General features: G+C 33.4%; 25 protein-coding genes. 18 read left to right on the top strand and 7 right to left on the bottom strand.

Features of this window, described 5'->3' with window-relative positions:
• Nucleotides 1-19: 19 nt before the first annotated feature.
• From ACH2AZ_RS05815 to ACH2AZ_RS05795, 5 genes are all read left to right on the top strand, one after another.
• Nucleotides 20-880: a diacylglycerol/lipid kinase family protein gene (locus ACH2AZ_RS05815; protein WP_394907064.1), complete on the top strand. Its 861-nt coding sequence runs from the start codon at nucleotides 20-22 to the stop codon at nucleotides 878-880.
• Nucleotides 881-958: 78 nt separating this feature from the next.
• A complete protein-coding gene (locus ACH2AZ_RS05810) occupies nucleotides 959-1,774 on the top strand; it encodes a hypothetical protein (protein WP_394907063.1) in 816 nt (271 codons plus the stop codon).
• 93 nt (nucleotides 1,775-1,867) lie between these two features.
• Nucleotides 1,868-3,055, top strand: a complete 1,188-nt coding sequence (locus tag ACH2AZ_RS05805; protein WP_394907062.1) for an LETM1-related biofilm-associated protein — start codon at nucleotides 1,868-1,870, stop codon at nucleotides 3,053-3,055.
• A gap of 19 nt (nucleotides 3,056-3,074) precedes the next feature.
• On the top strand, nucleotides 3,075-3,665 hold the full coding sequence (locus tag ACH2AZ_RS05800) for a hypothetical protein (RefSeq protein ID WP_394907061.1): 591 nt from the start codon (nucleotides 3,075-3,077) through the stop codon (nucleotides 3,663-3,665).
• Nucleotides 3,666-3,668: 3 nt separating this feature from the next.
• Nucleotides 3,669-4,076 (top strand): hypothetical protein, encoded by a 408-nt coding sequence (locus ACH2AZ_RS05795; RefSeq protein WP_394907060.1) that lies wholly within the window; start codon nucleotides 3,669-3,671, stop codon nucleotides 4,074-4,076.
• A gap of 9 nt (nucleotides 4,077-4,085) precedes the next feature.
• Here the strand turns inward: ACH2AZ_RS05795 and ACH2AZ_RS05790 are convergent, their stop codons facing one another.
• Nucleotides 4,086-5,366, bottom strand: coding sequence for an NAD(P)/FAD-dependent oxidoreductase (locus tag ACH2AZ_RS05790; RefSeq protein WP_394907059.1), 1,281 nt, complete (start codon nucleotides 5,364-5,366; stop codon nucleotides 4,086-4,088).
• Nucleotides 5,367-5,488: 122 nt separating this feature from the next.
• Here ACH2AZ_RS05790 and ACH2AZ_RS05785 point away from each other — a divergent pair, with 122 nt between their 5' ends.
• A complete protein-coding gene (locus tag ACH2AZ_RS05785; RefSeq protein WP_394907058.1) occupies nucleotides 5,489-5,983 on the top strand; it encodes an RNA polymerase sigma factor in 495 nt (164 codons plus the stop codon).
• A 1-nt stretch (nucleotide 5,984) separates the two neighbouring features.
• Nucleotides 5,985-6,605: a hypothetical protein gene (locus tag ACH2AZ_RS05780; protein ID WP_394907057.1), complete on the top strand. Its 621-nt coding sequence runs from the start codon at nucleotides 5,985-5,987 to the stop codon at nucleotides 6,603-6,605.
• A gap of 124 nt (nucleotides 6,606-6,729) precedes the next feature.
• Here the strand turns inward: ACH2AZ_RS05780 and ACH2AZ_RS05775 are convergent, their stop codons facing one another.
• Both ACH2AZ_RS05775 and ACH2AZ_RS05770 read right to left on the bottom strand, forming a co-directional pair.
• On the bottom strand, nucleotides 6,730-7,545 hold the full coding sequence (locus ACH2AZ_RS05775; protein WP_394907056.1) for a lysophospholipid acyltransferase family protein: 816 nt from the start codon (nucleotides 7,543-7,545) through the stop codon (nucleotides 6,730-6,732).
• A gap of 46 nt (nucleotides 7,546-7,591) precedes the next feature.
• On the bottom strand, nucleotides 7,592-8,233 hold the full coding sequence (locus tag ACH2AZ_RS05770) for an NUDIX hydrolase (protein ID WP_394907055.1): 642 nt from the start codon (nucleotides 8,231-8,233) through the stop codon (nucleotides 7,592-7,594).
• Between ACH2AZ_RS05770 and ACH2AZ_RS05765 the strand changes: the two genes are divergently transcribed.
• Entirely contained in the window at nucleotides 8,227-8,970 is a 744-nt protein-coding gene (locus ACH2AZ_RS05765; RefSeq protein ID WP_394907054.1) for a peptidylprolyl isomerase, read from the top strand. The genes ACH2AZ_RS05770 and ACH2AZ_RS05765 overlap by 7 nt on opposite strands.
• Here the strand turns inward: ACH2AZ_RS05765 and ACH2AZ_RS05760 are convergent.
• Both ACH2AZ_RS05760 and ACH2AZ_RS05755 read right to left on the bottom strand, forming a co-directional pair.
• Entirely contained in the window at nucleotides 8,967-9,587 is a 621-nt protein-coding gene (locus ACH2AZ_RS05760; protein WP_394907053.1) for a trimeric intracellular cation channel family protein, read from the bottom strand. The genes ACH2AZ_RS05765 and ACH2AZ_RS05760 overlap by 4 nt on opposite strands.
• 1 nt (nucleotide 9,588) lies before the next feature.
• Nucleotides 9,589-10,302, bottom strand: coding sequence for an RDD family protein (locus ACH2AZ_RS05755; protein WP_394907052.1), 714 nt, complete (start codon nucleotides 10,300-10,302; stop codon nucleotides 9,589-9,591).
• 32 nt (nucleotides 10,303-10,334) lie between these two features.
• Here ACH2AZ_RS05755 and ACH2AZ_RS05750 point away from each other — a divergent pair, with 32 nt between their 5' ends.
• The 7 genes from ACH2AZ_RS05750 to ACH2AZ_RS05720 all read left to right on the top strand — a co-directional run bounded on the left by ACH2AZ_RS05750 (nucleotide 10,335) and on the right by ACH2AZ_RS05720 (nucleotide 17,556).
• Complete coding sequence (locus tag ACH2AZ_RS05750; RefSeq protein WP_394907051.1) at nucleotides 10,335-11,321, top strand: stage II sporulation protein M; 987 nt, start codon at nucleotides 10,335-10,337, stop codon at nucleotides 11,319-11,321.
• Nucleotides 11,293-12,180 carry a hypothetical protein gene (locus tag ACH2AZ_RS05745; protein ID WP_394907050.1) on the top strand — a complete coding sequence of 296 codons (888 nt, stop codon included), beginning with the start codon at nucleotides 11,293-11,295 and terminating at the stop codon, nucleotides 12,178-12,180. Before ACH2AZ_RS05750 ends, ACH2AZ_RS05745 begins: the two co-directional genes overlap by 29 nt.
• 9 nt (nucleotides 12,181-12,189) lie before the next feature.
• Nucleotides 12,190-12,993, top strand: coding sequence for a DUF4129 domain-containing protein (locus ACH2AZ_RS05740; protein WP_394907049.1), 804 nt, complete (start codon nucleotides 12,190-12,192; stop codon nucleotides 12,991-12,993).
• Nucleotides 12,983-14,209 (top strand): DUF4350 domain-containing protein, encoded by a 1,227-nt coding sequence (locus ACH2AZ_RS05735; protein ID WP_394907048.1) that lies wholly within the window; start codon nucleotides 12,983-12,985, stop codon nucleotides 14,207-14,209. Before ACH2AZ_RS05740 ends, ACH2AZ_RS05735 begins: the two co-directional genes overlap by 11 nt.
• Nucleotides 14,181-15,182: an AAA family ATPase gene (locus tag ACH2AZ_RS05730; protein ID WP_394907047.1), complete on the top strand. Its 1,002-nt coding sequence runs from the start codon at nucleotides 14,181-14,183 to the stop codon at nucleotides 15,180-15,182. The genes ACH2AZ_RS05735 and ACH2AZ_RS05730 overlap by 29 nt, the downstream gene beginning before the upstream one ends.
• 135 nt (nucleotides 15,183-15,317) lie before the next feature.
• Nucleotides 15,318-16,517 (top strand): DUF58 domain-containing protein, encoded by a 1,200-nt coding sequence (locus tag ACH2AZ_RS05725; RefSeq protein ID WP_394907046.1) that lies wholly within the window; start codon nucleotides 15,318-15,320, stop codon nucleotides 16,515-16,517.
• A gap of 97 nt (nucleotides 16,518-16,614) precedes the next feature.
• Nucleotides 16,615-17,556 carry a LysR substrate-binding domain-containing protein gene (locus ACH2AZ_RS05720; protein ID WP_394907045.1) on the top strand — a complete coding sequence of 314 codons (942 nt, stop codon included), beginning with the start codon at nucleotides 16,615-16,617 and terminating at the stop codon, nucleotides 17,554-17,556.
• A gap of 51 nt (nucleotides 17,557-17,607) precedes the next feature.
• Here ACH2AZ_RS05720 and ACH2AZ_RS05715 read toward each other — a convergent pair whose 3' ends face one another.
• Entirely contained in the window at nucleotides 17,608-17,802 is a 195-nt protein-coding gene (locus tag ACH2AZ_RS05715) for a hypothetical protein (protein WP_147862844.1), read from the bottom strand.
• Nucleotides 17,803-17,911: 109 nt separating this feature from the next.
• A complete protein-coding gene (locus ACH2AZ_RS05710; RefSeq protein ID WP_394907044.1) occupies nucleotides 17,912-18,394 on the bottom strand; it encodes a DUF4442 domain-containing protein in 483 nt (160 codons plus the stop codon).
• 120 nt (nucleotides 18,395-18,514) lie between these two features.
• Between ACH2AZ_RS05710 and ACH2AZ_RS05705 the strand changes: the two genes are divergently transcribed.
• Genes ACH2AZ_RS05705 through ACH2AZ_RS05695 form a run of 3 tightly spaced genes read left to right on the top strand, consistent with a single transcriptional unit; the run spans nucleotide 18,515 to nucleotide 21,196 of the window.
• The gene (locus ACH2AZ_RS05705) at nucleotides 18,515-18,856 is read left to right on the top strand and encodes a PadR family transcriptional regulator (protein WP_379046183.1); all 342 of its coding nucleotides are present in this window, start codon (nucleotides 18,515-18,517) and stop codon (nucleotides 18,854-18,856) included.
• Nucleotides 18,849-20,477 (top strand): PspC domain-containing protein, encoded by a 1,629-nt coding sequence (locus ACH2AZ_RS05700; RefSeq protein WP_394907043.1) that lies wholly within the window; start codon nucleotides 18,849-18,851, stop codon nucleotides 20,475-20,477. Before ACH2AZ_RS05705 ends, ACH2AZ_RS05700 begins: the two co-directional genes overlap by 8 nt.
• Nucleotides 20,474-21,196 carry a head GIN domain-containing protein gene (locus ACH2AZ_RS05695; RefSeq protein ID WP_394907042.1) on the top strand — a complete coding sequence of 241 codons (723 nt, stop codon included), beginning with the start codon at nucleotides 20,474-20,476 and terminating at the stop codon, nucleotides 21,194-21,196. Before ACH2AZ_RS05700 ends, ACH2AZ_RS05695 begins: the two co-directional genes overlap by 4 nt.
• The last annotated feature ends 544 nt before the right edge of the window (nucleotides 21,197-21,740 follow it).

The following is a 21,740-nucleotide window of genomic DNA, read 5'->3' as shown; positions in this document are numbered from 1 at the left end:
AAATTAAAATTAGGCACGTATGGCTATACTACTCATTTTAAATCCAATAAGTGGTGATATTGATAAAAGTAACTTTTTAAAAGTATTAAAAAATAAATTAGGTAAAAAAGTCAATACGTTAAACATTTTTAAAACCACTGGAAAAAATGACTTAGAGCGTCTTAAACAACATTTACAAGAGCATACATATAATAAAGTGCTGGTCGCAGGAGGTGACGGCACTGTAAAATTAGCGGCAGAATGCCTATTGAATACTTCAATTCCTATAGGAGTTATCCCGCTAGGATCGGCCAATGGCTTAGCTACAGATTTAGAGCTACCTACTACTATAGACGCTAGTATTAACGTTGCGTTAGGACAAAATACAAGAAAGATTGATGCCTTGTTTATAAATGGCAATCTATGCCTGCACATGAGCGATTTAGGTATTAATGCAGCACTTATAAAGGCCTATGAGCGGTCCAGCGTTCGCGGTAAACTAGGTTACCTATTTGCGGGTATCCCTACCCTATTAAATAATAAAAATCCACAAAGTTTTAGCATTAAAATCAATGAGCAGAAATTAATTAGGCGAGGTATTATGCTTGGAATTGCTAATAGTAGAAGGTACGGAACCGGAGCTTTAGTAAATCCGGAAGGGATTATTGATGATGGTTATTTTGAATTGTTAATTTTTAAAGAGTTGAATATAAAAGAGATTATTAAGACCTTAAGAGATGAAAAAAGTTATAATTCTTCATTTTTAGAAATTATCTCTTGTCAGCAAGCTAAAATTTGCTGTGAGACTCCTACAGACTTTCAAATTGATGGTGAGTATTTAGGCAAAGCAAGCTCAGTTGAAATAAAAATAGAACAAAAAGCTTTAAATATTATGATATAGCCCTAAACTTTTGTTAACTGCAAACCAATATCTTGAGTGTTTGCGACATACTTTTTAAATTTATAAAAAAGTACTATTATGAAAAATACAATTTTAATTTTCAATTTTATTTTACTGATTTTATTTACCTCATGTAAAGACAATCAAACGACAAAAAACGAGGAATTAAAGGATACTCAGGAGGAAGAGCAAGTTACCGTTGTCACGGATGCTATTAAATTAACTAAGCTTCAAAATTCACCCAAATTTGAAAATGCTAAATTACAAATGAAAATTCCTGAAACTAACATCCTTGAAGCTGGAGATAATATTTTTTCTTTTAAAGTCGAAAATTATGAATTAGGCGTACCTACCGCAACCGCTCAGGATCTAGGACTTGCAAACTCTAAAAAAGGACAGCACGTACATTTTATTTTAAATAACAATCCGTACTCGGCCCATTATGAAGAGCAGTTTTCAAAAAATCTAGAAGCGGGTGAACATACAGTATTAGCCTTTTTATCACGTTCTTATCACGAATCTGTTAAAAACAAGGATGCGTTTATACTAAAGAAAATTAGGGTAGGAGAAATTACATCAGATAACCAGTTAGATATCAACTTAGATGAACCGCATTTGTTTTATAGCCGACCTAAAGGAACTTATTCGGGTAAAGACACTGAGCGTATACTGCTTGATTTTTATTTAGTTAATGCCAATTTAAGTAAAGAAGGGTATAAAATAAAAGCTAAAATTAACGGTCAAGAATTTATGATTACTGAATGGGTACCTTATGTTATTGAAGGTTTAAAAATGGGTGAAAATACAATCGAACTAAACTTTTTAGATGAAGAAAATAATATGATTAATAGCCCCTACAACCCTGTTAAGAGGACAATTATGCTTGAGGAGTAAAATTAACCTCTAAGTAATTAAAAAGAGGGTTACTTTTTGGAGTAGCCTTTTTTTTTATTTTATTTTTACCCCATATCACATTAATACACAAGTATGAATCCTTCTGCGTCTGGGTGGGTTAATAAACACCTCCACAACCTCCAAAACAAAGATTTCTTTTTTAAGCAATCCCCAGAGCGCTTTTATATCCAATTGCGTAGCACCGGATTTATATATGCGAATAACCTAAAAACCCTATCGGGCTTTATAAGCAGTAAACTTAGCTTTAGCAGTGAAGAATTAACAAAAATCAATTTATTAGAGTCGTTAGCTTACGTTTATGTTTATCAAAAGAAGTGTTTAAATCAACAAGCGTTTTATGAAGATGTACTTGGCTTTTATGCTGGTATCAACGAAGCTCCAAAAAGTTATTTTCATTTTTTAAAACTTAAGACCAACCCAGCATCGCAACTCGAAGGAATTATACAAGAGCGCATTCAAATTAACAATTCTGTATTCAAAAAAAACCTAAGTAGATTAATTACCAATGCCCTTTTATTTATTGATATTCTTGCTTTTCAAGAATACCTCACCAATCCGCAAAACACCAATAACTATTATAAAAATTTCGAAAAATTAATCGCTCAGGTAGTATATAAATCGTTTAAAGCCAAAACCAACCCAAACAAATATGACCATTTAATTCTAGAAACTTTAAAGAATTCATTTCGCTTTTTAGCACTAGACCTCAACCAGAAACAAAATTTCACGGGTCACCTCACAGATGATTTTATAGAAAAGCTTTACTTAATGGATATAGCTTGTGTAACGGTTTTTAATGATGAAGAAATTGATAACGACGAAAGAAGCTACATATTTAAATTGGGTCGACAATTAAATTTAAGTGAGCAACACGTAAACGAAGCTTTAAGGGCTATGCATGACTTTTTTAATTTATTTAGTGACAAAATAAGTTATTTTCAAGAGTCTAATGCCTTAAACAATTTGTATCAAAATACAAACAGAATGGTAAAGCTGTTGGTGTTAAGAAACAAATCTAGAATTTTACAAGAGCTTACAGAAAGTAAAGAGCTAGTTGGCCTGCTAGGTAAATCTACTTATTCTGAATTAAGTTTAGCAGAACGCAAAAAAGTTAAAACCCAATTACTAGATATTTGTAAAACGGTACCCTCATTAGCTATTTTTATTTTACCGGGTGGAAGCGTTTTATTACCAATATTAATAAAGTTTATTCCACAATTACTACCTTCGGCATTTAACGAAAATCGGTTAGATAATTAATACAATAAAAACCATCACCTTGCGCCATCAACAGCAATTCAATATTTTTTTTAAAACTCTGCTTAAAAACCTGAGTTTAATTGCTTTATTAAGTGTTTTTTTAATCCAGTACCTATTTCTCTATCATATAATAATCGATGAGAACAACAATTGGTTTACAGCAGTTTTTTGTTTGGCTCTTTGTCTATTAATAGGCTTAGCCTACGCCTACTTTTTTCTAAGAAAATTAACCTTTATCCTAATAGGATTTACCAATATTTTCGGATTAATGGGAGCCGCATTATTAACCAGTTTTCTAAATCTAGAAATGGGTTTGGGAGCCGTAGTAAGCTCGGCTGGTTTAGGTAGTTTAGTTAGTTTTATACCCAATAAATCTTCAAAATATATAGATATAAACAATTTGAAATTAGCCGTGTACTGTGGTTCATTTATAGGTATGGATAGTAATACTTTATCGCAAGATTACTCTTTTATTGCCCTAGCCTCTTTTATAAGCGGATTATATTTTTGCTTCTCTAGCAATTGGCTAAATGGTTTTGGGGGAAAGCTCGGCACACTTGCTTTTACAGGGGTAGCCTACGCTCTTTTCATTAATTTTTTAACCACCTAAAAAATGCTAATACTTTATTCTATTGCAGGTATTTTTGGCGCTTTACTGCCTTATTATTTAAGTCGAAAGCACCAACTAGACGCTATAAAAGCTTCGGCCCTACCCAGTTTGGCCGTAGGTGTTATTGCTCTTATAGTCGAAAAAAGTTGTAATGCCCCTATTGCTTATGAGCTTGCCTTAGTTTTTTATGGAGCAAGTTTTGTTGGCATGGTAAATTATCGTGTTTTGCCTCAATATTTTCAAGTCGCTATATGCGGATTCATTTTTAGCATTTTATATCTAAATGCCAGTTCCTTTTTTAATGGTTTTGGCGGCGGGTTAGGTACAGCTGCTGGAATTACAACTATTGCCCTTTACGGATTAATTAAAATACCTGTTTTAAAACGGCTAGTTTTAAAAAAAGATAAATAAAACTACCCTTTATTTTTTTACTGATTTAAATGGTCTAATAATAAGACGGGCTGCTTTATCAAAAGAAATATAGGCGTAAACCCAATTAAAGAAAGTGACAATTCGGTTCCTAAAACCTACTAAAAACCATAGATGCACAAACATCCAAACCAACCAAGCAAAGAAGCCACTAAAACTACCTTTCTTTAAATCTACTACCGCTTTATTTCTTCCTATGGTAGCCATGGTACCTTTATCTCTATATTTAAACGGAATAAGTGTTTTGGCTTTAACCAGATTCACTAAGTTTTTTGCCAAGTGCTCGCCCTGCTGTATGGCTGGTTGTGCTACCATAGGGTGTCCATTTTCATACCCCTCTGCACTCATTTGAGCAATATCTCCTATAGCGAAAATGGACTCATGGCCGTCAATTTGATTAAAATGATTTACCCTATAACGATTCCCTTTTACCAATACCTCTTCACCTAAACCCTCTATTGGGTTACCCGTAACCCCTGCACTCCAAATTAAAGTATCTGTTTCTAAGCGCAACGAATTATTAGTGATAACTTGTTCGCCATCATAATCTTTAACTAAAGTCTCAAGGTGAATTTGAACCCCTAAATTTTCTAAAAAAGTTTGAGCATCTTTAGAAGCCTTTTTACTCATAGGAGGTAAAACACGATCTGCCCCTTCGAGCAAATGAATTTGCATCTCATCCATATTCATATCGGGGTAATCTTTAGGAATGACACTGCGTTTTAATTCTGCCAAAGCACCGCATAATTCTACACCCGTAGGACCGCCTCCAACAATAACAAAATTGAGCAAACTTTTTCTTTTCTCTAAGTTTGAGGTAATGATAGCTTGCTCAAGATTCTCTAAAATCAAACTACGAATGTTAAGGGCCTGCGGAACCGTTTTCATAAACATAGCGTGTTTTGCTATGTTCTCATTTCCAAAGTAATTGGTCTTAGAGCCCGTTGCAATAACCAAATAATCATAATCTATACTACCAATGCTCGTTTTTAAAGTTTTATGTTGTGCATCTATAGTTTCTACTTGCGCCATTCTAAAATAAGTATTAGGTGCATTTATTATGGTTTTTCGTAGGGGATAGGCAATACTGTCTGGTTCTAGCCCAGAGGTTGAAACTTGGTATAGTAGGGGCTGAAAAGTATGGTAATTGTGCTTATCAAGCATTACTATTTGAAAATTCTTGGTTTTACTTAGCTTTTTTACCAAATGTAAACCGCCGAAACCACCGCCAACAACAACCACTCGAGGTAAATTAGTTTGAGGTACAATCATATTCTACAATTTACACAAATTTAAAGCATCCTAAAAATTAGAATGTTAGCGAATTTATAAATTAGTATATTTATCTGTAACTTTTAGCCCATTAAACCGACTAATCAAAATAAAAAGCACCTGTGACCAAGGCTCAAGAAAAAGAATTTCTAAAGCAACTAGAAAAGCATCAAAATATAGTACATAAAGTATGTAAGATGTATACAAACGATGAAGCCTCACACAAAGATTTATTTCAAGAGATAAGCATACAGTTATGGAAGGCATACCCAAAATTTAGAGGAGATTCAAAGTTTACCACTTGGATGTATCGTGTGTCACTTAACACGGCCATCACCCTCTATAGGAAGTCTAAAAAAAGAATCGCAACCCAAGATATAGCCGAGATTAGTTTTAAAGTTAAGGCTGAGGAATATGACGCTACAACCGAAGAGAATATCAAGTTTATGTATGCCGCGATTAAGGAATTAAATGATATCGATAAAGCTTTAGTGCTGCTATACCTTGAAGGAAAAGATTATAAAGAGATCGCCGAAACCTTAGGGGTGAGTCAAGTCAATGCTCGTGTAAAAATGACACGTATTAAACGTAAATTAAAAAGTTTGCTAAGCAGCTAGAATGAAAGAATTAGAATTATTAAAAAAAGATTGGAAAAAGCAAGAAAAGGCTTTACCACAATATAAAATTGAGGAGCTTAGGCAAATGGTCTATAAAAGATCCAATAGCCTCATACGCACCATATTTATCATTAGTATTGTAGAGTTTTTATTGAGTTGCGCCCTTAGTATTTGGTTCATTGATGATGAATACTGGCAATTGGTAACCCATCTGCATCTAAAAACGGTTACGCAAATTCTGCTAGTAGCAAGTTATGCGATAACCCTATTTTTTATCTATTTATTTTACCATAACTATAAAAAAATCACTCCACAGGATAGTACCCGAGTTTTAATGAAGAAAATTTTGCGTACCAGAATGACAGTACGTTATTATATTATATACATACTTATCTCAACCGGACTTAGTAGTATATTGTATTTTATCTTCAGCCTAAAATATCCCATGCCAGAAACAGATTTAAACCTTTCAGGAATTAACGGGCTTATTGTAATTGGAGTAGGAATTTTATTTATTGGGGTGGCATTATTACTGGTGTGGCTTGTATATACCTTACTTTACGGAATTCTTTTACGTAAGCTAAAACGTAATTATGAGAATCTAAAGAAAATAGACTTATAAAAGCATTCGCTAAAAAAATAAAATTGTAGCGCTTTAATAGCTAATCATATATAGCTTAATGCTCAAATTAGAAACTCTAATCTTTATTGGTTGCCGTGCCTAAACCCTATAAAACAGCTATTATTTATTCTTTTTCTTTATAACTCCAACGCCTTTTTTCATTCAATTCTTCCTGTGCTTTGAGTTCTTCTTCTGGAATAACTTTAAGAAAAGAAGGATCTTGCTCTATCGCCATTTGAATTTTACGAATAATCTCTTCTACAGAATCGTTTTCATAATCAAATGCTAATGGTTGTTTTATTACCATAGATTGCAAGATATTACGTTTTTTTATACGAATACCTTTTTTATCAAAAGACCGCCTAAACCCATCTATCACAATAGGCACTACAATGGGTTGGTATTTTCTAATAATATGAGCGGTACCTTTACGAATAGGTTTCCAAGGTTTTGTGGTACCCTGCGGAAAGGTGATTACCCACCCGTCATCAAGCGCTTTTCCGATATTGGTAATATCGCTCATTTTCACTTGCCGATTAACCTCTTTTCCTTTTGCACGCCACGTACGTTCTACAGATATCGATCCGGCGTAAGCCAAAACTCTAGCCAAGAGTCCAGATTTCATTGTCTCTTTGGCAGCAATGTAATAAAGGTTGAGTTTCGGGTTCCATAAGTAGCCTATGTTTTTAATGTTGTCCTCTCTCCCGCTTAAGCTAGCATTAAAAACATGAAACATGGCGACAACATCTGCAAAATAGGTTTGGTGGTTCGAAACAAAAAGCACCTTAGTGTCGGGCAACTGCCTTATAATTTCTGAGCCTTCAATCTGTAATTCATTGAAACCGCGATAACGGCTATGCGTTAAGGCACCCATTATACGGATAAGCCATTTTTTTAAAAATAATATATGTCCAAAAGGATTTTTCTTGAATAATCCCATAATGATTTCTCAATTTTACAAGGGGCAAATATACAAAAAGAAGTGTTTATAGACTCGCTTTTATTAACATCTTAAGCTCACTCAGCATCATTGCCGTAGCTCCCCAAATTATGTGGTTGTTTAAATTATAAGCAGGAACCTGTTTATTTTTGGCATAACTGGTATGAATGGAAGCGTTTATTTGATTGTCTTCATTTAAGAAATCACTCAGTTTAACCTCGATAACATCTTCAACTTCGGTTTCTTGCTTTACAAATTGGGGTGTTTTATTTGTTATCCCTAAAAATGGGTACACCCAAAAATTAGAAGGCGGGATGTACAAATGACTTAAACGACTAATCACTTCAACATCTTTAGGAGAAACACCCAATTCTTCGTGGGTTTCGCGCAAGGCTGTCTCTTGTAGAGAAGAGTCTTGAGGTTCTACCTGCCCACCAGGAAAGCCTACTTGTGCCGAGTGTACGCCCTTGTACGTTTTGCGTAAGATAAGTACCAGCTTGGTCTGGTTTTTTTGATCAGGATAAAACAAAATTAACACAGCAGCTTCACGGTGGTTTTCTTTTTTTACGGGGTATCTTTTCAATTCTTTTTCTCTAAAGTCTGGAATCATTTTAACGTGTGCCTCCCAACCCAATAATTCAATTTTATTTACTTTTGAAATTGAATCTTTAAAAATAGAAAATGTCATTACGCCTTATTTTTAGTTTTTTGATTTTATCTCTTTGTGCTTGTCAAAAAAATAAATCTACTTCGGTTGAACAAGATACGGAACAAATCCGTAAAGAAAAACGCGAACAGAAGAAAAGAGATAGCTTACTTAAAGCCGTCAAAATACCTAAAGGTGGAAATAATATCAGTACAGATCTAGATCAAATTAAAACCTTATCACAAGAAGAGCTGAAACCATTTTTAAGAAAATACGGCTCAAATAACCCTGAAACACTGGTGAAAATTACTACAGAATTTGGTGATATTAAGGTAAATCTGTATGCCGACACCCCATTGCACCGGGCTAACTTTATTCGTCTGGTTAAATTAGGATATTTTGATTCTAGTTTTTTTCATAGAGTGGCCCAAGGTTTTGTGGTACAGGGAGGAAATAGCGATCTTCAAGAAACGCATAAGTTTAGGGCTAAAATTGGAAGTTATTTAATCCCTAACGAAATCAAAAAGAAGTATACCCACAAACGAGGTGCTTTTTCTGCTGCCAAATATAGTGAACAAAATGTAAGTAAAGCTTCCTCTCCTTTTGAATTTTTTATAGTACAAAGCCAACGTGGCGCACATCATTTAGATAAAGATCATACGGTTTTCGGAGAGGTGGTGGAAGGAATGCAGGTAGTCGATAAAATTGCTGCAGTACCAGTTGACCAAAGCGAATGGCCTATCAAAAACATTTTCATTAAGGCAGAGGTAATCCGTTAATCGCTGGCTTCATCTGCTTGATATATAGAAGGTAATTGCAGTTTAAAAATCACAGCTAGTAGACGAACCACAATCACAACACTACCTGCGATTATAGCATTAAAACTTACCAACACCCCTATATAATTTAATGCAAAGTACACAAGACCTCCCGCTATACACGCGGTTGCATAAATTTCTTTTCTAAAAATTATAGGAATTTCATTACATAAAATATCGCGTAGCACTCCACCAAAACAAGCACTTATAGTGCCCACCGCTATACAAATAGGAGCCGGCAACTCTAGCATAATTGCCTTTTGCATACCTATTACGGTATAAAGACCTATACCAATAGTATCAAAGAGAAATAATGAACGTCTAAAATATATCAGTTTAGACCTAAATACAGCGGCAAAAAGCGTACTGGCTATAATTACGTACAAATAAGTAAGGTTATGCATCCAGGCAATAGGCGCTTTAATTAAAATATCGCGCAGAGTCCCCCCTCCTACGGCCGTAATAAAGGCAATTATAAATATGCCAAACGCATCCATACGTTTTCTCATAGCTGTAAGCACCCCCGAAATTGCAAAAGCAATAGTACCTAAAATATCTAAATAAAGTTGAAAATCCATACTAACCTTGTGTAAAATATTGATAATCTTTAAGTACTTGGGCTAGAAAAATACTAGGACTTTCATTAGGAGTCACCCCCATTAATTGTGCAGTTTTTTTGCTTAAAGCCTCTAAAACTTGATCTTGCATATTTACTTCGGCCGTTCGAAAGATTCGGCCAATTTCTTGCATCTGCTTATCGTTTAATAAACTCACCTCTGGATATTTCACTTCGTGAGTGTCTGGCACTTTGCTGTAAATTAATTGTTGTGCGCTTACTCGCTTTCGTTCTGAAATAACTGTAGTTTTTGCCGCCATATCTCCTAACCGTTGCCCTTTTTTATTTAACAAAAAACAAAAAATGGCAAGGCCACCACTGGTCAATGAAAAATCGATTATTCGCAAAAGCCAACGAATTAGAAAATCTGAAAACCTTGGTGCACTCCCATCTAATTTTACTACTTTTATGTTGGCAGCCATTTTACCTAAAGATTGACCGTTATTGAAAGTTTCAAGTAGAAGGTGATACAGAAAAACAGGCAAGCCGATAACGGCCATATAGGCCCACATATAATCGAAGCCTATACCAATATAGCTCAGTAACAAGTAAGTAAGAATACCATAGGCTACAAGAATCAAGTAATCTATAAAATAGGCTAAGCACCGCTCTCCCAGATTGGCGAGATTTTGATTGATGGTTACATTTTGAGCGGTTTGAATTTGATAATTATCCATTAAATATGTTACTTTGAGACCTAAAACAAATTATGCGAGAAGCGGCCTTCATAAAACAAAATAAAGACAAATGGTTAACATTTGAAAATGTTATTGATAATAAAGAGGTTATTTCTCCAAATGAACTTTCCTCCTTGTATATGGAGGTAACCGATCATCTGAGTTATGCGCAAACTTTTTACCCAAATAGTAACACACTGACCTATCTGAATGAGCTATCAGTAAAAGCGCATCAAAAAATATACAGGACAAAAAAAGAATCTCGTGGTCGTATTTTTTCTTTTTATTTAAAAGAATTCCCTTTATCTTTTAAAAAGCACCATAGTAGTTTGCTTTTTACATTTTTATTTTTTCTTATGTTTTGTCTTATTGGTGCATATTCAGCTGCTGAAGATGGTGCATTTGTACGCGCAGTTTTAGGAGATGCTTATGTGAATATGACTTTAGAAAATATAGAGAATGAAGACCCTATGGCAGTCTACAAAAAAATGAATGAAGTAGATATGTTTGTAGGCATTACCCTAAATAATATACGAGTGGGTTTAATGGCTTTTTCTTTAGGCATATTATTAGGAATAGGCACTTTGTTTGTTTTGGCTCAGAATGCCCTAATGCTCGGTTCATTTCAATATTTCTTTTACGACAAGGGCCTGTTATGGGAGTCGGCCAGGACCATTTGGATTCATGGCACCATAGAAATAGCTGTAATTATAATTGCTGGTTGTGCAGGTTTGGTGGTAGGAAAAAGCATTTTATTTCCCAAAACTTACACCCGGCTACAATCGTTTATATTTGGAATTAAAGAAGGAGTTAAAATTGTTATCAGTACAATACCCTTTTTTATCATTGCCGGATTTTTAGAAGGCTTTATAACCAGGCAAACCCAAATGCCAGATGCTTTGGCGCTATTCATTATTTTAGGCTCGCTTGCGCTTATTTTCTACTACTATATTATTTATCCCATTCAATTAAATAAAAAACAAAATAAAAATGCAAACAAAACCCGTTACCCAATTTAAAAAAAGCCGAGAAATTGGTGAAATACTAAGCGACACTTTCTCATTTGTGCGTAACAACTTTAAATCACTTTTTCAGGCAATTTGGCAAATCTGTGGTCCATATTTCATTTTACTCCTAGCTGTAACGGGTTATTATGTATATGAAGCAGGCGATTTTAGTCTAGGAGATTTTGCGAATAATAGTACTACTGGAATGAGCCTTATAAACGCCAATGGATTAACTGGGGGGCTTATTTTATCTGGACTTTTATTGCTGGTGAGTAGCTTGGTTTTCTATGCTTTCTTTACCGCCACTATCAACTATTATATCAAATCGTATATAGCACACAATGGTCAAGTAGATCTAGACAAAATTAAACAAAATGTGCAGCAAAATTGGCTTAGCTTCTTGGGTATGCAGATTATTATCGGATTAACAATATTTGTTGGTTTTATAGCTTGTATTATTCCAGGAATTTATTTAGCCGTACCACTATCGCTTATATTTTCTGTATATACTTTTCAAGAAAAAGAAATAGGAGAAGCTTTTAGTAGTTGTTTCTCTTTGATAAAAAACAATTGGTGGAATTCTTTCTTAGCTCTTTTTGTTATGGCTATTTTAGTCTATTTTATGAATTTTGTTTTCCAATTACCGCTTATCATTTATACCGTTGTAAAAACACTATTGATTAGCAAAACGGCAAGTATTAGTGATCCTTCAACTTTGGTTGATACCGTTTATATCGCACTGAATTTAATAAGTAGTACAGCTCAATATCTTTTTTATGCTTTACAATTGATATGTGTGGTCTTTGTTTATTTTAATTTGCACGAGCGCAAGCATCAAACTGGGACGTTAGAAAAAATCAATCAACTTTAAAATTTTTAAATGCCCTATAAAATAAAGCATTTATACGTCATAACAAGTCTAATTATACTTACTACTATAGAGATCCGGGCAAACATAAGATTTCTAACTAGTGATTCGTATAATAAATCTCTAATTGTTTTAGCTCAAGGCGGAATTAATCAACAAGAGAAAAAGTATGCAGTAATAGATAGTCTAAGCCTAGAAAAATATAAAAAAGATAAATCATTTGACTATAGCGAAAGTCAAGAAAGTCTGGATGTTTGGGGTAAGATTAAACGTTGGTTTAACGGCCTTTTAATTCGTTTTTTTAAATGGTTATTTGGTGAAGAAAGTGCCCAAGGTATAATGGCTGTTTTAATTAGAATATATCCGTTCTTAATAGGCGCAGGGTTATTGGGACTTATAATTTGGTTGTTTTATAAATTAAATCCAGGGCTATATTGGTTTAAAGCCAAAAATCAATCAGAAGTAATTTTTGAAAGTGAAGAGGAAATAATTAAAAGCAACACCATATTAAACCGAATAAAAGAGGCTATTCGACAAAAAAAATACAGGCTAGCTACTCGCTACTATTATTTAAAAACTTTAAAAGAATTACAAGAAAATAAATTAATAACCTACAGCCCAGAAAAAACCAACGAAGACTATTTAATTTCTTTAGAACACAACAATAATTTACATCTTCTATTTAAAGAAGCTACTCGGTTATATGATTATATCTGGTATGGAAACTTTGAAATAAACCTAGAGCAATTCCGTAAAGCTGAAGATACATTTATAGACATTTTAGAATATTTAAAACCACTAGAAGATGAAAAATAGAGAGAAAACACTTCTGGTTAGTTTACTAATTATACTTAGCGCTTTAATTCTTTTAGAAAGCACAAAAAAGCCACCTGTAAATTGGACTTCAACGCTATCTAAATTAGATAAAATTCCTTTTGGTACTTTTATTACTTACCAAGAATTAAAAAAACAAGCTGATTCGTTTGAAGAGATAAACACTTCGGTATTTGAATTTTTACAAGATAAAGAATCGAAAAAAGAACAGTCGATTTATATTGCTAATAACTTGCCATTTGAAAAAGCTGAAACCAAAAAATTATTAAATTGGGTAGCCAAGGGCAACACTGCTTTTTTAAGCGCTTATAATTTTGGCCAGGGCTTTTTAGACACTCTAAATTTAAAAATAAAAAGTGAAATTAAATCAGATGCTCTATTACACTTTCCGCGCTATGAAACAACCAAACCAGAAGATAGGGCAAGTTTTGCCCAATTTAATCGGGATACACCTATTCGGTATTTTTCAAAACCCGATTCGTTAACCTATACAACTTTAGGAAAAGCTTTTTATGAGTCTAAGGAATCCAAGCGGTTTGTAAACTTTATAGTTATTAAGCATGAAAAAGGTAGGTTACTACTACACTTGGCACCCCATGTTTTTACCAATTATTTTTTATTAGATAAAAAAGAAAATCAGTACTATACCAATTCAGTATTAACCCAATTGAATTTAAAAAATAAGCTGTATTGGGATAATCACTATTCTACAAATAAAACCATTGCCAACACCTCTTTACTTTATGTATTTTTAGAAAACAAACATTTAAAGTGGAGCTATTATTTTATACTATTAGGCCTAATCTTATTTGTTATTTTTAAAGGCAAACGCACACAAAGAAGTATACCTATTTTACCGGTTTTAACCAATCAAACCTATAATTACACAAAAACCATTGCGGGTATATATCTAGAAAAGCAAGAACACCAAGAAATAGTAAAAAAACAAATCAATTATTTCTACTCTTGGCTACGAGAAGAATTGCACATTATATTTACAGCTGTAGATTGCCCTAATCTAAAACAAATAGCAGCCAAAAAAGGAACTAGCATTGAGGAATGTGAGCACCTAATTAATCGATTGAACGCCTATAAAAATCAAAGTATTTGCAGTGCAGAAGAACTGGAGAAAGTATACAAACTAATCTATTATTTTAAATTGAATTACCATGGAAGAGAACAAAAGCATAGAGAATAAAGCATTAGACTTCAATTCGCGTATACCGCTCGAAGATTTAAATGAATCGGTAAAAGCTATTAAAACTCAACTTAATCAAGTAATCGTTGGTCAAGAAGATTTTATTGAGTTATTAATTGTGGGTCTATTAGCCAATGGGCATATTTTAATTGAAGGTGTACCCGGTATTGCAAAAACTATTACCGCTAAATTATTCGCCAAAACCATAAACACTAATTTTAGTCGAATTCAGTTTACACCAGATTTGATGCCTAGTGATGTTTTGGGTACCTCAATTTTAAATGTCAAACGTGATGCTTTTGAATTTAAAAAAGGACCTATTTTCTCTAATATTGTTTTGATTGATGAAATCAATAGAGCACCTGCTAAAACTCAGGCCGCCCTTTTTGAGGTTATGGAAGAGAGGCAAGTAAGTATGGATGGTGAGGTTTATGAATTAACGCATCCGTTTATGGTCTTAGCTACTCAAAATCCTGTAGAGCAAGAAGGAACCTATGCTTTACCTGAGGCCCAATTAGATCGATTTTTATTTAAAATAAAAGTAGATTATCCAAGTTTAGAAGACGAAATCAAAATTATTGAAAGCCATCATAACCGTAAAGAAAAACAACCAGAAACGCTAATAAATTCAGTTCTTAACCCGCAGATTTTAAGCAATTTAAAAACACAATTACAGGAAATAAAACTTGAGGAAAAAATTATTAAATATATCGCTGAAATTGTCCACAAAACGCGCAGTCACAGTCATTTGTTTTTAGGAGCATCACCTAGGGCATCTCTAGCCATTATGCAAGCCTCAAAGGCTTTAGCGGCCATTCAAAACCGAGATTTTGTTATGCCCGAAGACGTAAAACGTGTTTTAGAGCCTGTGCTTGGACATCGTATAATTTTAATGCCAGAACGAGAAATGGAAGGGCTTTCTCCCAAGCATGTAATAGATATGATTGTACAATCAACCGAAATACCCAGGTAGATGCGTGAGTTCTTTGGCACTTTGTATTTAAGCAAACGCTTTTTTTATATCATTATTTGTTTGGCCTTTTGCTTTTTTATAAGCTATTGGATTACCATTCTGTATCCAATAACCTGGTTATTCACTTTAGCTTTTTTGCTAGTTGTTTTAACAGATGGATTACTGCACTATAAAGGCAACAATACTATTGAGGCTAAGAGACTGCTTAACGATAAATTGTCAAATGGAGATGTAAATAAAATTCAAATAAAAATTAAAAGTCTATACAATTTTAAAATTAAAATATCGGTTATAGATGAGATACCCTTTCAGTTTCAGAAAAGAGACTTTTATGAACAAGTAGAAATCGCCCCCAAGGAACACATTTTTTTAAATTATAGTTTATTACCAACGCAAAGAGGTGTGTATAAATTTGGAGCTATAAATATTTTTGTAGTTAGTCCTATTGGCTTAATCAAAAAAAGATTTCGGTTTGCTCATAATCAAACGGTTAAGGTCTACCCCTCTATTCAACAGTTGAAAAAATATGATTTTATTGCGTTACAAAGTAAGTACGCCCATTTAGGACTTAAAAAAATTAGGCGTATTGGTCATACCCTTGAATTTGAACAAATAAAGGAATATGTAATAGGTGACGATATTCGAAGCATTAATTGGAAAGCTACTGCCAAGCAAGACCAAATAATGGTAAACCAATACCAGGATGAAAAATCACAGCCTGTTTATTGTGTCATAGATACCAGCCGAGTGATGAAAATGCCTTTTAGTGGTTTAAAATTGCTTGACTATGCCATAAACAGCAGCTTAGCTTTAAGCAATATTGCACTTAAGAAAAAAGATAAGGTTGGTTTAATTACGTATGAAGATAAGGTTAAGATTAGCTTGCCTGCAAAAAACACTAAACAGCAGTTACAGCAAATTTTAGAACGATTATATGGAATAAACACCAATTTTCGTGATAGTGATTTTAGTGCACTTTACGCACACGTGTCTAAAAAGATAAGTCAGCGTAGTTTATTGCTATTGTATACTAATTTTGAACATATTTCTGCATTAGAACGGCAACTGCCCTATTTAAAAGCGTTAAACAAAAAACACGTTTTGGTGGTTATCTTCTTTAATAATACAGAACTTGAGAAGTTTAAAGAATACAGAGCTTTAAACTTAGGTGAAATTTATGAACAAACTATTGCTGCTCAATTTATTCAAGAGAAAAAGCAAATGCAAATCGAATTAAGCAAGCACGGAATTCAATGTGTTTTAACCAATCCACAAAACTTAAGCATAAATACCATTAACAAGTATTTAGAAATCAAAGCCAAACATTTGTTATAAAAATAACAGAAACTACATCTATAAGAGTTAAAAATATTAAATTTGTTATTTATAGATTTTTTTTATAGATTTTGACTAGTAATCTAATATACTTGCAATGACAATTACCCAACTTCATTATGTATTGGCAGTAGCCGAACATAAAAATTTTACTAAAGCGGCACAAAAAGTTTTTGTGACGCAGCCTACTTTAAGTATGCAGATTCAAAAATTAGAAGAAGAACTCGAAGTCCAGATTTTTGACCGTAGCAAGAAACCTATTGAGTTAACAGAGGTGGGGCAAAAAATTGTTCAACAAGCTAGAAATATAGTCAATGAAAGTGATCGCATACAAGATATTGTAGATCAACAAAAAGGATTTATTGGCGGTGAATTTAGGCTCGGGGTGATACCAACGGTCACTCCTACCCTATTGCCTATGTTTTTAAAATCTTTTACACAAAAATACAGTAAACTAAAATTAAAAATTGAAGAATTACACACATCGGCTATAATAAAGAAATTAAAAGATGGCCATTTAGATGCAGCAATTGCAGCCACCCCCCTAGAGCAAGAAAATATAATCGAACGTGTTTTATATTACGAACCGTTTGTGGCTTATGCACCCAAAGATCATAAAATACATGAACACGAAAATATTTTAGCCAATCAATTAGATATAGATGACGTTTTATTACTCGAAGACGGTCATTGTTTTAAAGAAAGTGTTTTAAATCTGTGCAAAACTTCACAACGAAATGATCTGAAAAACTACCAACTACAAAGCGGGAGTTTCGAAACTTTAATCAGTCTAGCCAATGAAGGCTTAGGAATGACGCTAATTCCCTACCTGCATAGTTTAAAACTTCGTGAATCTGAAAAAGATAATCTAAAAATGTTTAAAGAACCCGTTCCCGTAAGAGCCATTAGCTTAATTTACTATAAAAGTGAATTAAAAATGCAAATAATTGATGCTTTACAACAAGTAATAAGTGGTATCATTAAAGGAGCAATACAATTTCAAGATGTTAAGATTATTAGTCCCATACATAAAAAATAAACTGTAATAAATTGCTTTTCTAGGCAATCTATTACAGTTTATTCCAACCTACTAATCTAAGTAGATTAAAGATTGTTTTAATTCTGGTTTTTGCAAGGCGATGCGCAAAATAAAATTTCTTAGCTCCTCTATTTCATGAGGTAATAATCTAGAAACAGCTTTTTGTACTTCTTTACAAAAAAGCACCGGATCAAAGCTAACCTTATTCAAGATCATTTTTGTATAATCAAACATGGATTTAGACATGATATAACTTTTTAAAGACAAGTAAAAATATCATCAATAGGCTTGATTGTTTAGAGATTTAAATTAAAGATAAACAAATTATCCCAAAACCACTAGCCAATGCAAGAATTTATTTTAATTTAAAAGTCCACTCAAATTCAAAACTAGCCACCAAATCTCCACTTTCATTATAGGCATTGGATTCTAAGATGCACGTGCACTTAGATTTTTTTTCTTCTAAACCCAACAAGCTATGGTTTATTTTATCGCCATCTAAGCAAATAAATTTTATTTTACCTATCGCCTTCTTATAGTATTTTGATTTCATACCTAAAACCAACATACTAACCTTTAAGTCATTTTCCTCTAGATGTTTCAATATTAAGGCTCCAGTACTCAATTCGGCTGCCATCGCTTGAACTGCAAAATACATCGACCTAAATGGATTCTGATTTCGCCAACCATAACGTACATAAGTTGTGCAAGTCTTAGAGGTTAAGATAGCTACTCGCACCCCAGACCACCAAGCGGCTGGCAACTTAAAAAAAGTATAGAAATTTATCTTGTTAGGGGTGAGCATTATTTCCTTTTCTCGAAAATAATAAAAATTCATCGAATTAAAGTTTCTGCAAAATGTTAATTCTACTACTATGTATTGCAAACTACTATCTTTTATATATATATTTGCATAACAAGAAAAGTAAAATTCTAATGAAAGTAACAGATTTAAATTATGAAAATTGAAAACACCAAAGCCCAAATGCGCAAAGGTGTTCTTGAATACTGCATTTTATCTATATTGAAAGAAAGGGATTCTTATGTTGCAGAAATTCTTGAAAATCTAAAAACGGCGCAACTAATTGTAGTGGAAGGTACAATTTATCCATTACTCAATCGGTTAAAAAATGCTGACTTGTTAACCTATCGCTGGGAAGAGTCAACTGGTGGCCCTCCAAGAAAATATTACATACTTACAACAAAAGGGGCTGTCTTTCTAGAAGAATTAGCCTCTACTTGGGATAACTTACAAAAAGCAGTAAATACAATTACAAACAAAAACAATAGCTATGAATAAAACCATCAACATAAACCTAGGCGGAATCCTATTTCATATCGACGAGCCTGCTTACTTAATATTAAAAAAATATCTTGATAGCATAAAGAACACTTTTAAAAACACCCCTGGATGTGAAGAAATAATTAGTGATATTGAAAACCGAATCGCCGAACTACTTATTGAAAATCAAAAAACAACCGGTCGAATTATTAGCGTTGATGATATTGAGCAAATTATAAAGGTAATGGGACAACCCGAAGATTACCAAATTGAATCTGAAGAACACCAACAACAAAATCAATCTTTCGAAAAACCTATAAAGAAATTGTATAGAGACACCATAAATGGATACGTAGGAGGTATTTGTTCAGGACTTGAGCATTACTTTAAAATAGATGCTATTTGGTTCAGATTACTATTCATCGCATTGGCCATAGCTTCTTTTGGTACTGTGGTCTTGGTTTATATTGCATTTTGGATTTTTATTCCTGAGGCTAAATCGGCTACACAACGTTTACACATGATTGGTGAACAGGTAAACATAAGCAACATTGAAAAACAAGTAAAAGAAAAATTTCATCAGGTCTCCGATAAACTTAAAGAAGTTGATTACAAGAATTTAAGTACTAAAGCACGAAGAAAAAGCAGTCTTTTTTTTGAAAAGTTTAGTCTAGGTATAAAAAATACTTTTAGAATTTTAGTCCAAATACTAGGGTACATTTTAATAACCCTTACTAGTTTAGGATTAATTGCATTAACGTTTACCCTTATTAGTTTTTTGGCCTTTGGGTTTCAAGATGCACAATGGTTCTCCTATGTTGAAATGGTTGATATTGGACTCCCCATCTGGATTGCCGGCCTAACCCTTTATATGATAATAGCAATCCCTTTAATTGTTCTACTCATATTAGGAATAAAAATATGCCGAAAACAAGATACAAATGTTGGCAAAACAACAAAATATGGGCTATTGATACTTTGGATAATAGCGATTTTCACGGCAGTATTTTTAGGGCTTAGACAGGTAAGCAAGCAAGTAATTAGTCAAGAGTACATAACAACTAAAAACTTAAACCTTAAACCTTCAGACACTTTGTATCTCACCATGAAAGGTCATCCCTTTTTAAATGAAAGCATCCAACGTGAGCGCGGTTTAGGAATAAAAACAAATAATGAAGGGGATCGCTTTATCTTTTCTAAAGACATTAACCTAATCGTTAAGAAGTCCCACGACAGCGTAGCGAAAGTAAAAATTCTAAAAAAAGCAAATGCGACCAATCACTTAAAAGCAATTGAAAAAGCAAAAGCCATACACTACAATTTAAGCCTAAGCGAAAAACAGTTGTACCTAGACAGCTTTTTCACAACAGAACTAGCCGAAAAACACGCACAACAAAAAATAGAAGTCCATCTTTTAATACCAGAAAATATGGTCTTGTTTGCAGATAAATCCACTCAAAGCTTTCATTTAAATCCTACTTGGAAAAATGATTTATTGCATTCAGGAGAAGAAGAAAAATTTTTAAGATTAATTAATAATGAATTAATTTGCATAAATTGTAACAAGAATAACAAAAATTTAAATAACAAATTAAAAGATTCTATAGCCAATCCAAACCAAAAAAACCAAAAATTATGAAAAATATTACTTACATAGCCCTCATCCTTGGTCTCTCATTTTGCATTTCATGTGATTTCAAAACCGGAGTGACTGGAGAGGGTACAGTGGATGAAAAAACAATTGAATTAGGAAAAGATTTTAAAAGCTTAAGCCTGGCCAATGGCTGGAAGGTTATTTTAAAAAAAGCGGATAAAAACGCTATCAAAATTGTCGCAAACCAAAATTTAATTGACCTGCTCACTTACAAATTAGAAGAAAGTAGTCTAAAAATAGCTGCCAAAAATAATATTGGTAATGCCGACAGCAAAGAGATCACCATCTTCCACAGTAAAAAATTAGGGAAAATTGAAACAGGTAGCGGAATAAAATTATCCTTTGATCCTAGTTCCATAAATGATACTAAATTAACCCTTTCCTTAGCTAGCGGATCTTTAACAAAAGCCCAAATTAAAACAGATAGTTTAAACCTGGGATTAAGTAGTGGTGCAAATGCCAACCTGAATGGAAGCGCAACTTTCATAAATTGCATTGCGAGTAGCGGTTCAAATGTCAACGCCAAGAAATTAAATACCAAAACAGCTATAATAGAAGCAAGCTCAGGAGCAAATATCCGTATACAAGTAAATAACAGTTTAGAAGCTAAAGCTTCAAGTGGGGGAAATATAACTTATACCGGCACTCCGAAAAAGTTAAATAAAGATACCAGTAGTGGGGGAAATATAACTGCCGCCAATTAAAATACATCACTAACATTATATAAATTAAAAATCTGCTTCGGCAGATTTTTTTATAGAATAAAATTTATAAAATGTAATAATCAGCCAGCTTATATCTAATTAAAGTAAAAATGCTTTATGGCGTTACCTTTTTATAGAAAAAAGGTCGGGCTTTCGCTACTCGCTTTGCGGGCATATGGCCCGCAAGAGCTTAAACAAGCCGCTCTATCCCTAACGCAAAAATTACAAACGCATCATTCAACCTAGTCGGTTTTTATAAGCCATACCCAACAGCTGAGTTGTTGTTATAGGTTTATTAAGTATTAAGCCTTAGCTGGGCTAAAGCTAATGATCCTTTAGCACTTAAAAAAAGCTGATCATTTATTCTATAACCTCCTTTAAGCACAAGCCGCTAAGACGTAGTATGAAAAACCAGTGGATATCAACCCAGAGAGCTTACAGCCATTCGCGGGGCTACCCAACTAGTGTAAACAAAAAAAAAGCACCTATCTTTCGATAAGTGCTTTAAAAAAAGGCGGCGACATACTCTCCCACAAAATAGCAG

The organism is uncultured Mesonia sp., assembly GCA_947499595.1.
GTDB lineage: Bacteria > Bacteroidota > Bacteroidia > Flavobacteriales > Flavobacteriaceae > Mesonia > Mesonia sediminis.
Note: the sequence above shows the minus strand (reverse complement) of the source record. Positions and strands in the feature narration are given on the sequence as shown.

Excerpts from the sequence above, each read along its gene's own strand:
- ACH2AZ_RS05695 (WP_394907042.1), top strand. The coding sequence starts at position 20,474 with ATGAAAAATATTACTTACATAGCCCTCATCCTTGGTCTCTCATTTTGC.
- ACH2AZ_RS05765 (WP_394907054.1), top strand. The coding sequence starts at position 8,227 with ATGTCATTACGCCTTATTTTTAGTTTTTTGATTTTATCTCTTTGTGCT.
- ACH2AZ_RS05750 (WP_394907051.1), top strand. The coding sequence starts at position 10,335 with ATGCGAGAAGCGGCCTTCATAAAACAAAATAAAGACAAATGGTTAACA.
- ACH2AZ_RS05755 (WP_394907052.1), bottom strand. The coding sequence starts at position 10,302 with ATGGATAATTATCAAATTCAAACCGCTCAAAATGTAACCATCAATCAA.
- ACH2AZ_RS05710 (WP_394907044.1), bottom strand. The coding sequence starts at position 18,394 with ATGAATTTTTATTATTTTCGAGAAAAGGAAATAATGCTCACCCCTAAC.
- ACH2AZ_RS05715 (WP_147862844.1), bottom strand. The coding sequence starts at position 17,802 with ATGTCTAAATCCATGTTTGATTATACAAAAATGATCTTGAATAAGGTT.
- ACH2AZ_RS05770 (WP_394907055.1), bottom strand. The coding sequence starts at position 8,233 with ATGACATTTTCTATTTTTAAAGATTCAATTTCAAAAGTAAATAAAATT.
- ACH2AZ_RS05745 (WP_394907050.1), top strand. The coding sequence starts at position 11,293 with ATGCAAACAAAACCCGTTACCCAATTTAAAAAAAGCCGAGAAATTGGT.
- ACH2AZ_RS05795 (WP_394907060.1), top strand. The coding sequence starts at position 3,669 with ATGCTAATACTTTATTCTATTGCAGGTATTTTTGGCGCTTTACTGCCT.
- ACH2AZ_RS05790 (WP_394907059.1), bottom strand. The coding sequence starts at position 5,366 with ATGATTGTACCTCAAACTAATTTACCTCGAGTGGTTGTTGTTGGCGGT.
- ACH2AZ_RS05760 (WP_394907053.1), bottom strand. The coding sequence starts at position 9,587 with ATGGATTTTCAACTTTATTTAGATATTTTAGGTACTATTGCTTTTGCA.
- ACH2AZ_RS05810 (WP_394907063.1), top strand. The coding sequence starts at position 959 with ATGAAAAATACAATTTTAATTTTCAATTTTATTTTACTGATTTTATTT.
- ACH2AZ_RS05700 (WP_394907043.1), top strand. The coding sequence starts at position 18,849 with ATGAATAAAACCATCAACATAAACCTAGGCGGAATCCTATTTCATATC.
- ACH2AZ_RS05740 (WP_394907049.1), top strand. The coding sequence starts at position 12,190 with ATGCCCTATAAAATAAAGCATTTATACGTCATAACAAGTCTAATTATA.
- ACH2AZ_RS05705 (WP_379046183.1), top strand. The coding sequence starts at position 18,515 with ATGAAAATTGAAAACACCAAAGCCCAAATGCGCAAAGGTGTTCTTGAA.
- ACH2AZ_RS05805 (WP_394907062.1), top strand. The coding sequence starts at position 1,868 with ATGAATCCTTCTGCGTCTGGGTGGGTTAATAAACACCTCCACAACCTC.
- ACH2AZ_RS05730 (WP_394907047.1), top strand. The coding sequence starts at position 14,181 with ATGGAAGAGAACAAAAGCATAGAGAATAAAGCATTAGACTTCAATTCG.
- ACH2AZ_RS05780 (WP_394907057.1), top strand. The coding sequence starts at position 5,985 with ATGAAAGAATTAGAATTATTAAAAAAAGATTGGAAAAAGCAAGAAAAG.
- ACH2AZ_RS05720 (WP_394907045.1), top strand. The coding sequence starts at position 16,615 with ATGACAATTACCCAACTTCATTATGTATTGGCAGTAGCCGAACATAAA.
- ACH2AZ_RS05735 (WP_394907048.1), top strand. The coding sequence starts at position 12,983 with ATGAAAAATAGAGAGAAAACACTTCTGGTTAGTTTACTAATTATACTT.
- ACH2AZ_RS05815 (WP_394907064.1), top strand. The coding sequence starts at position 20 with ATGGCTATACTACTCATTTTAAATCCAATAAGTGGTGATATTGATAAA.
- ACH2AZ_RS05775 (WP_394907056.1), bottom strand. The coding sequence starts at position 7,545 with ATGGGATTATTCAAGAAAAATCCTTTTGGACATATATTATTTTTAAAA.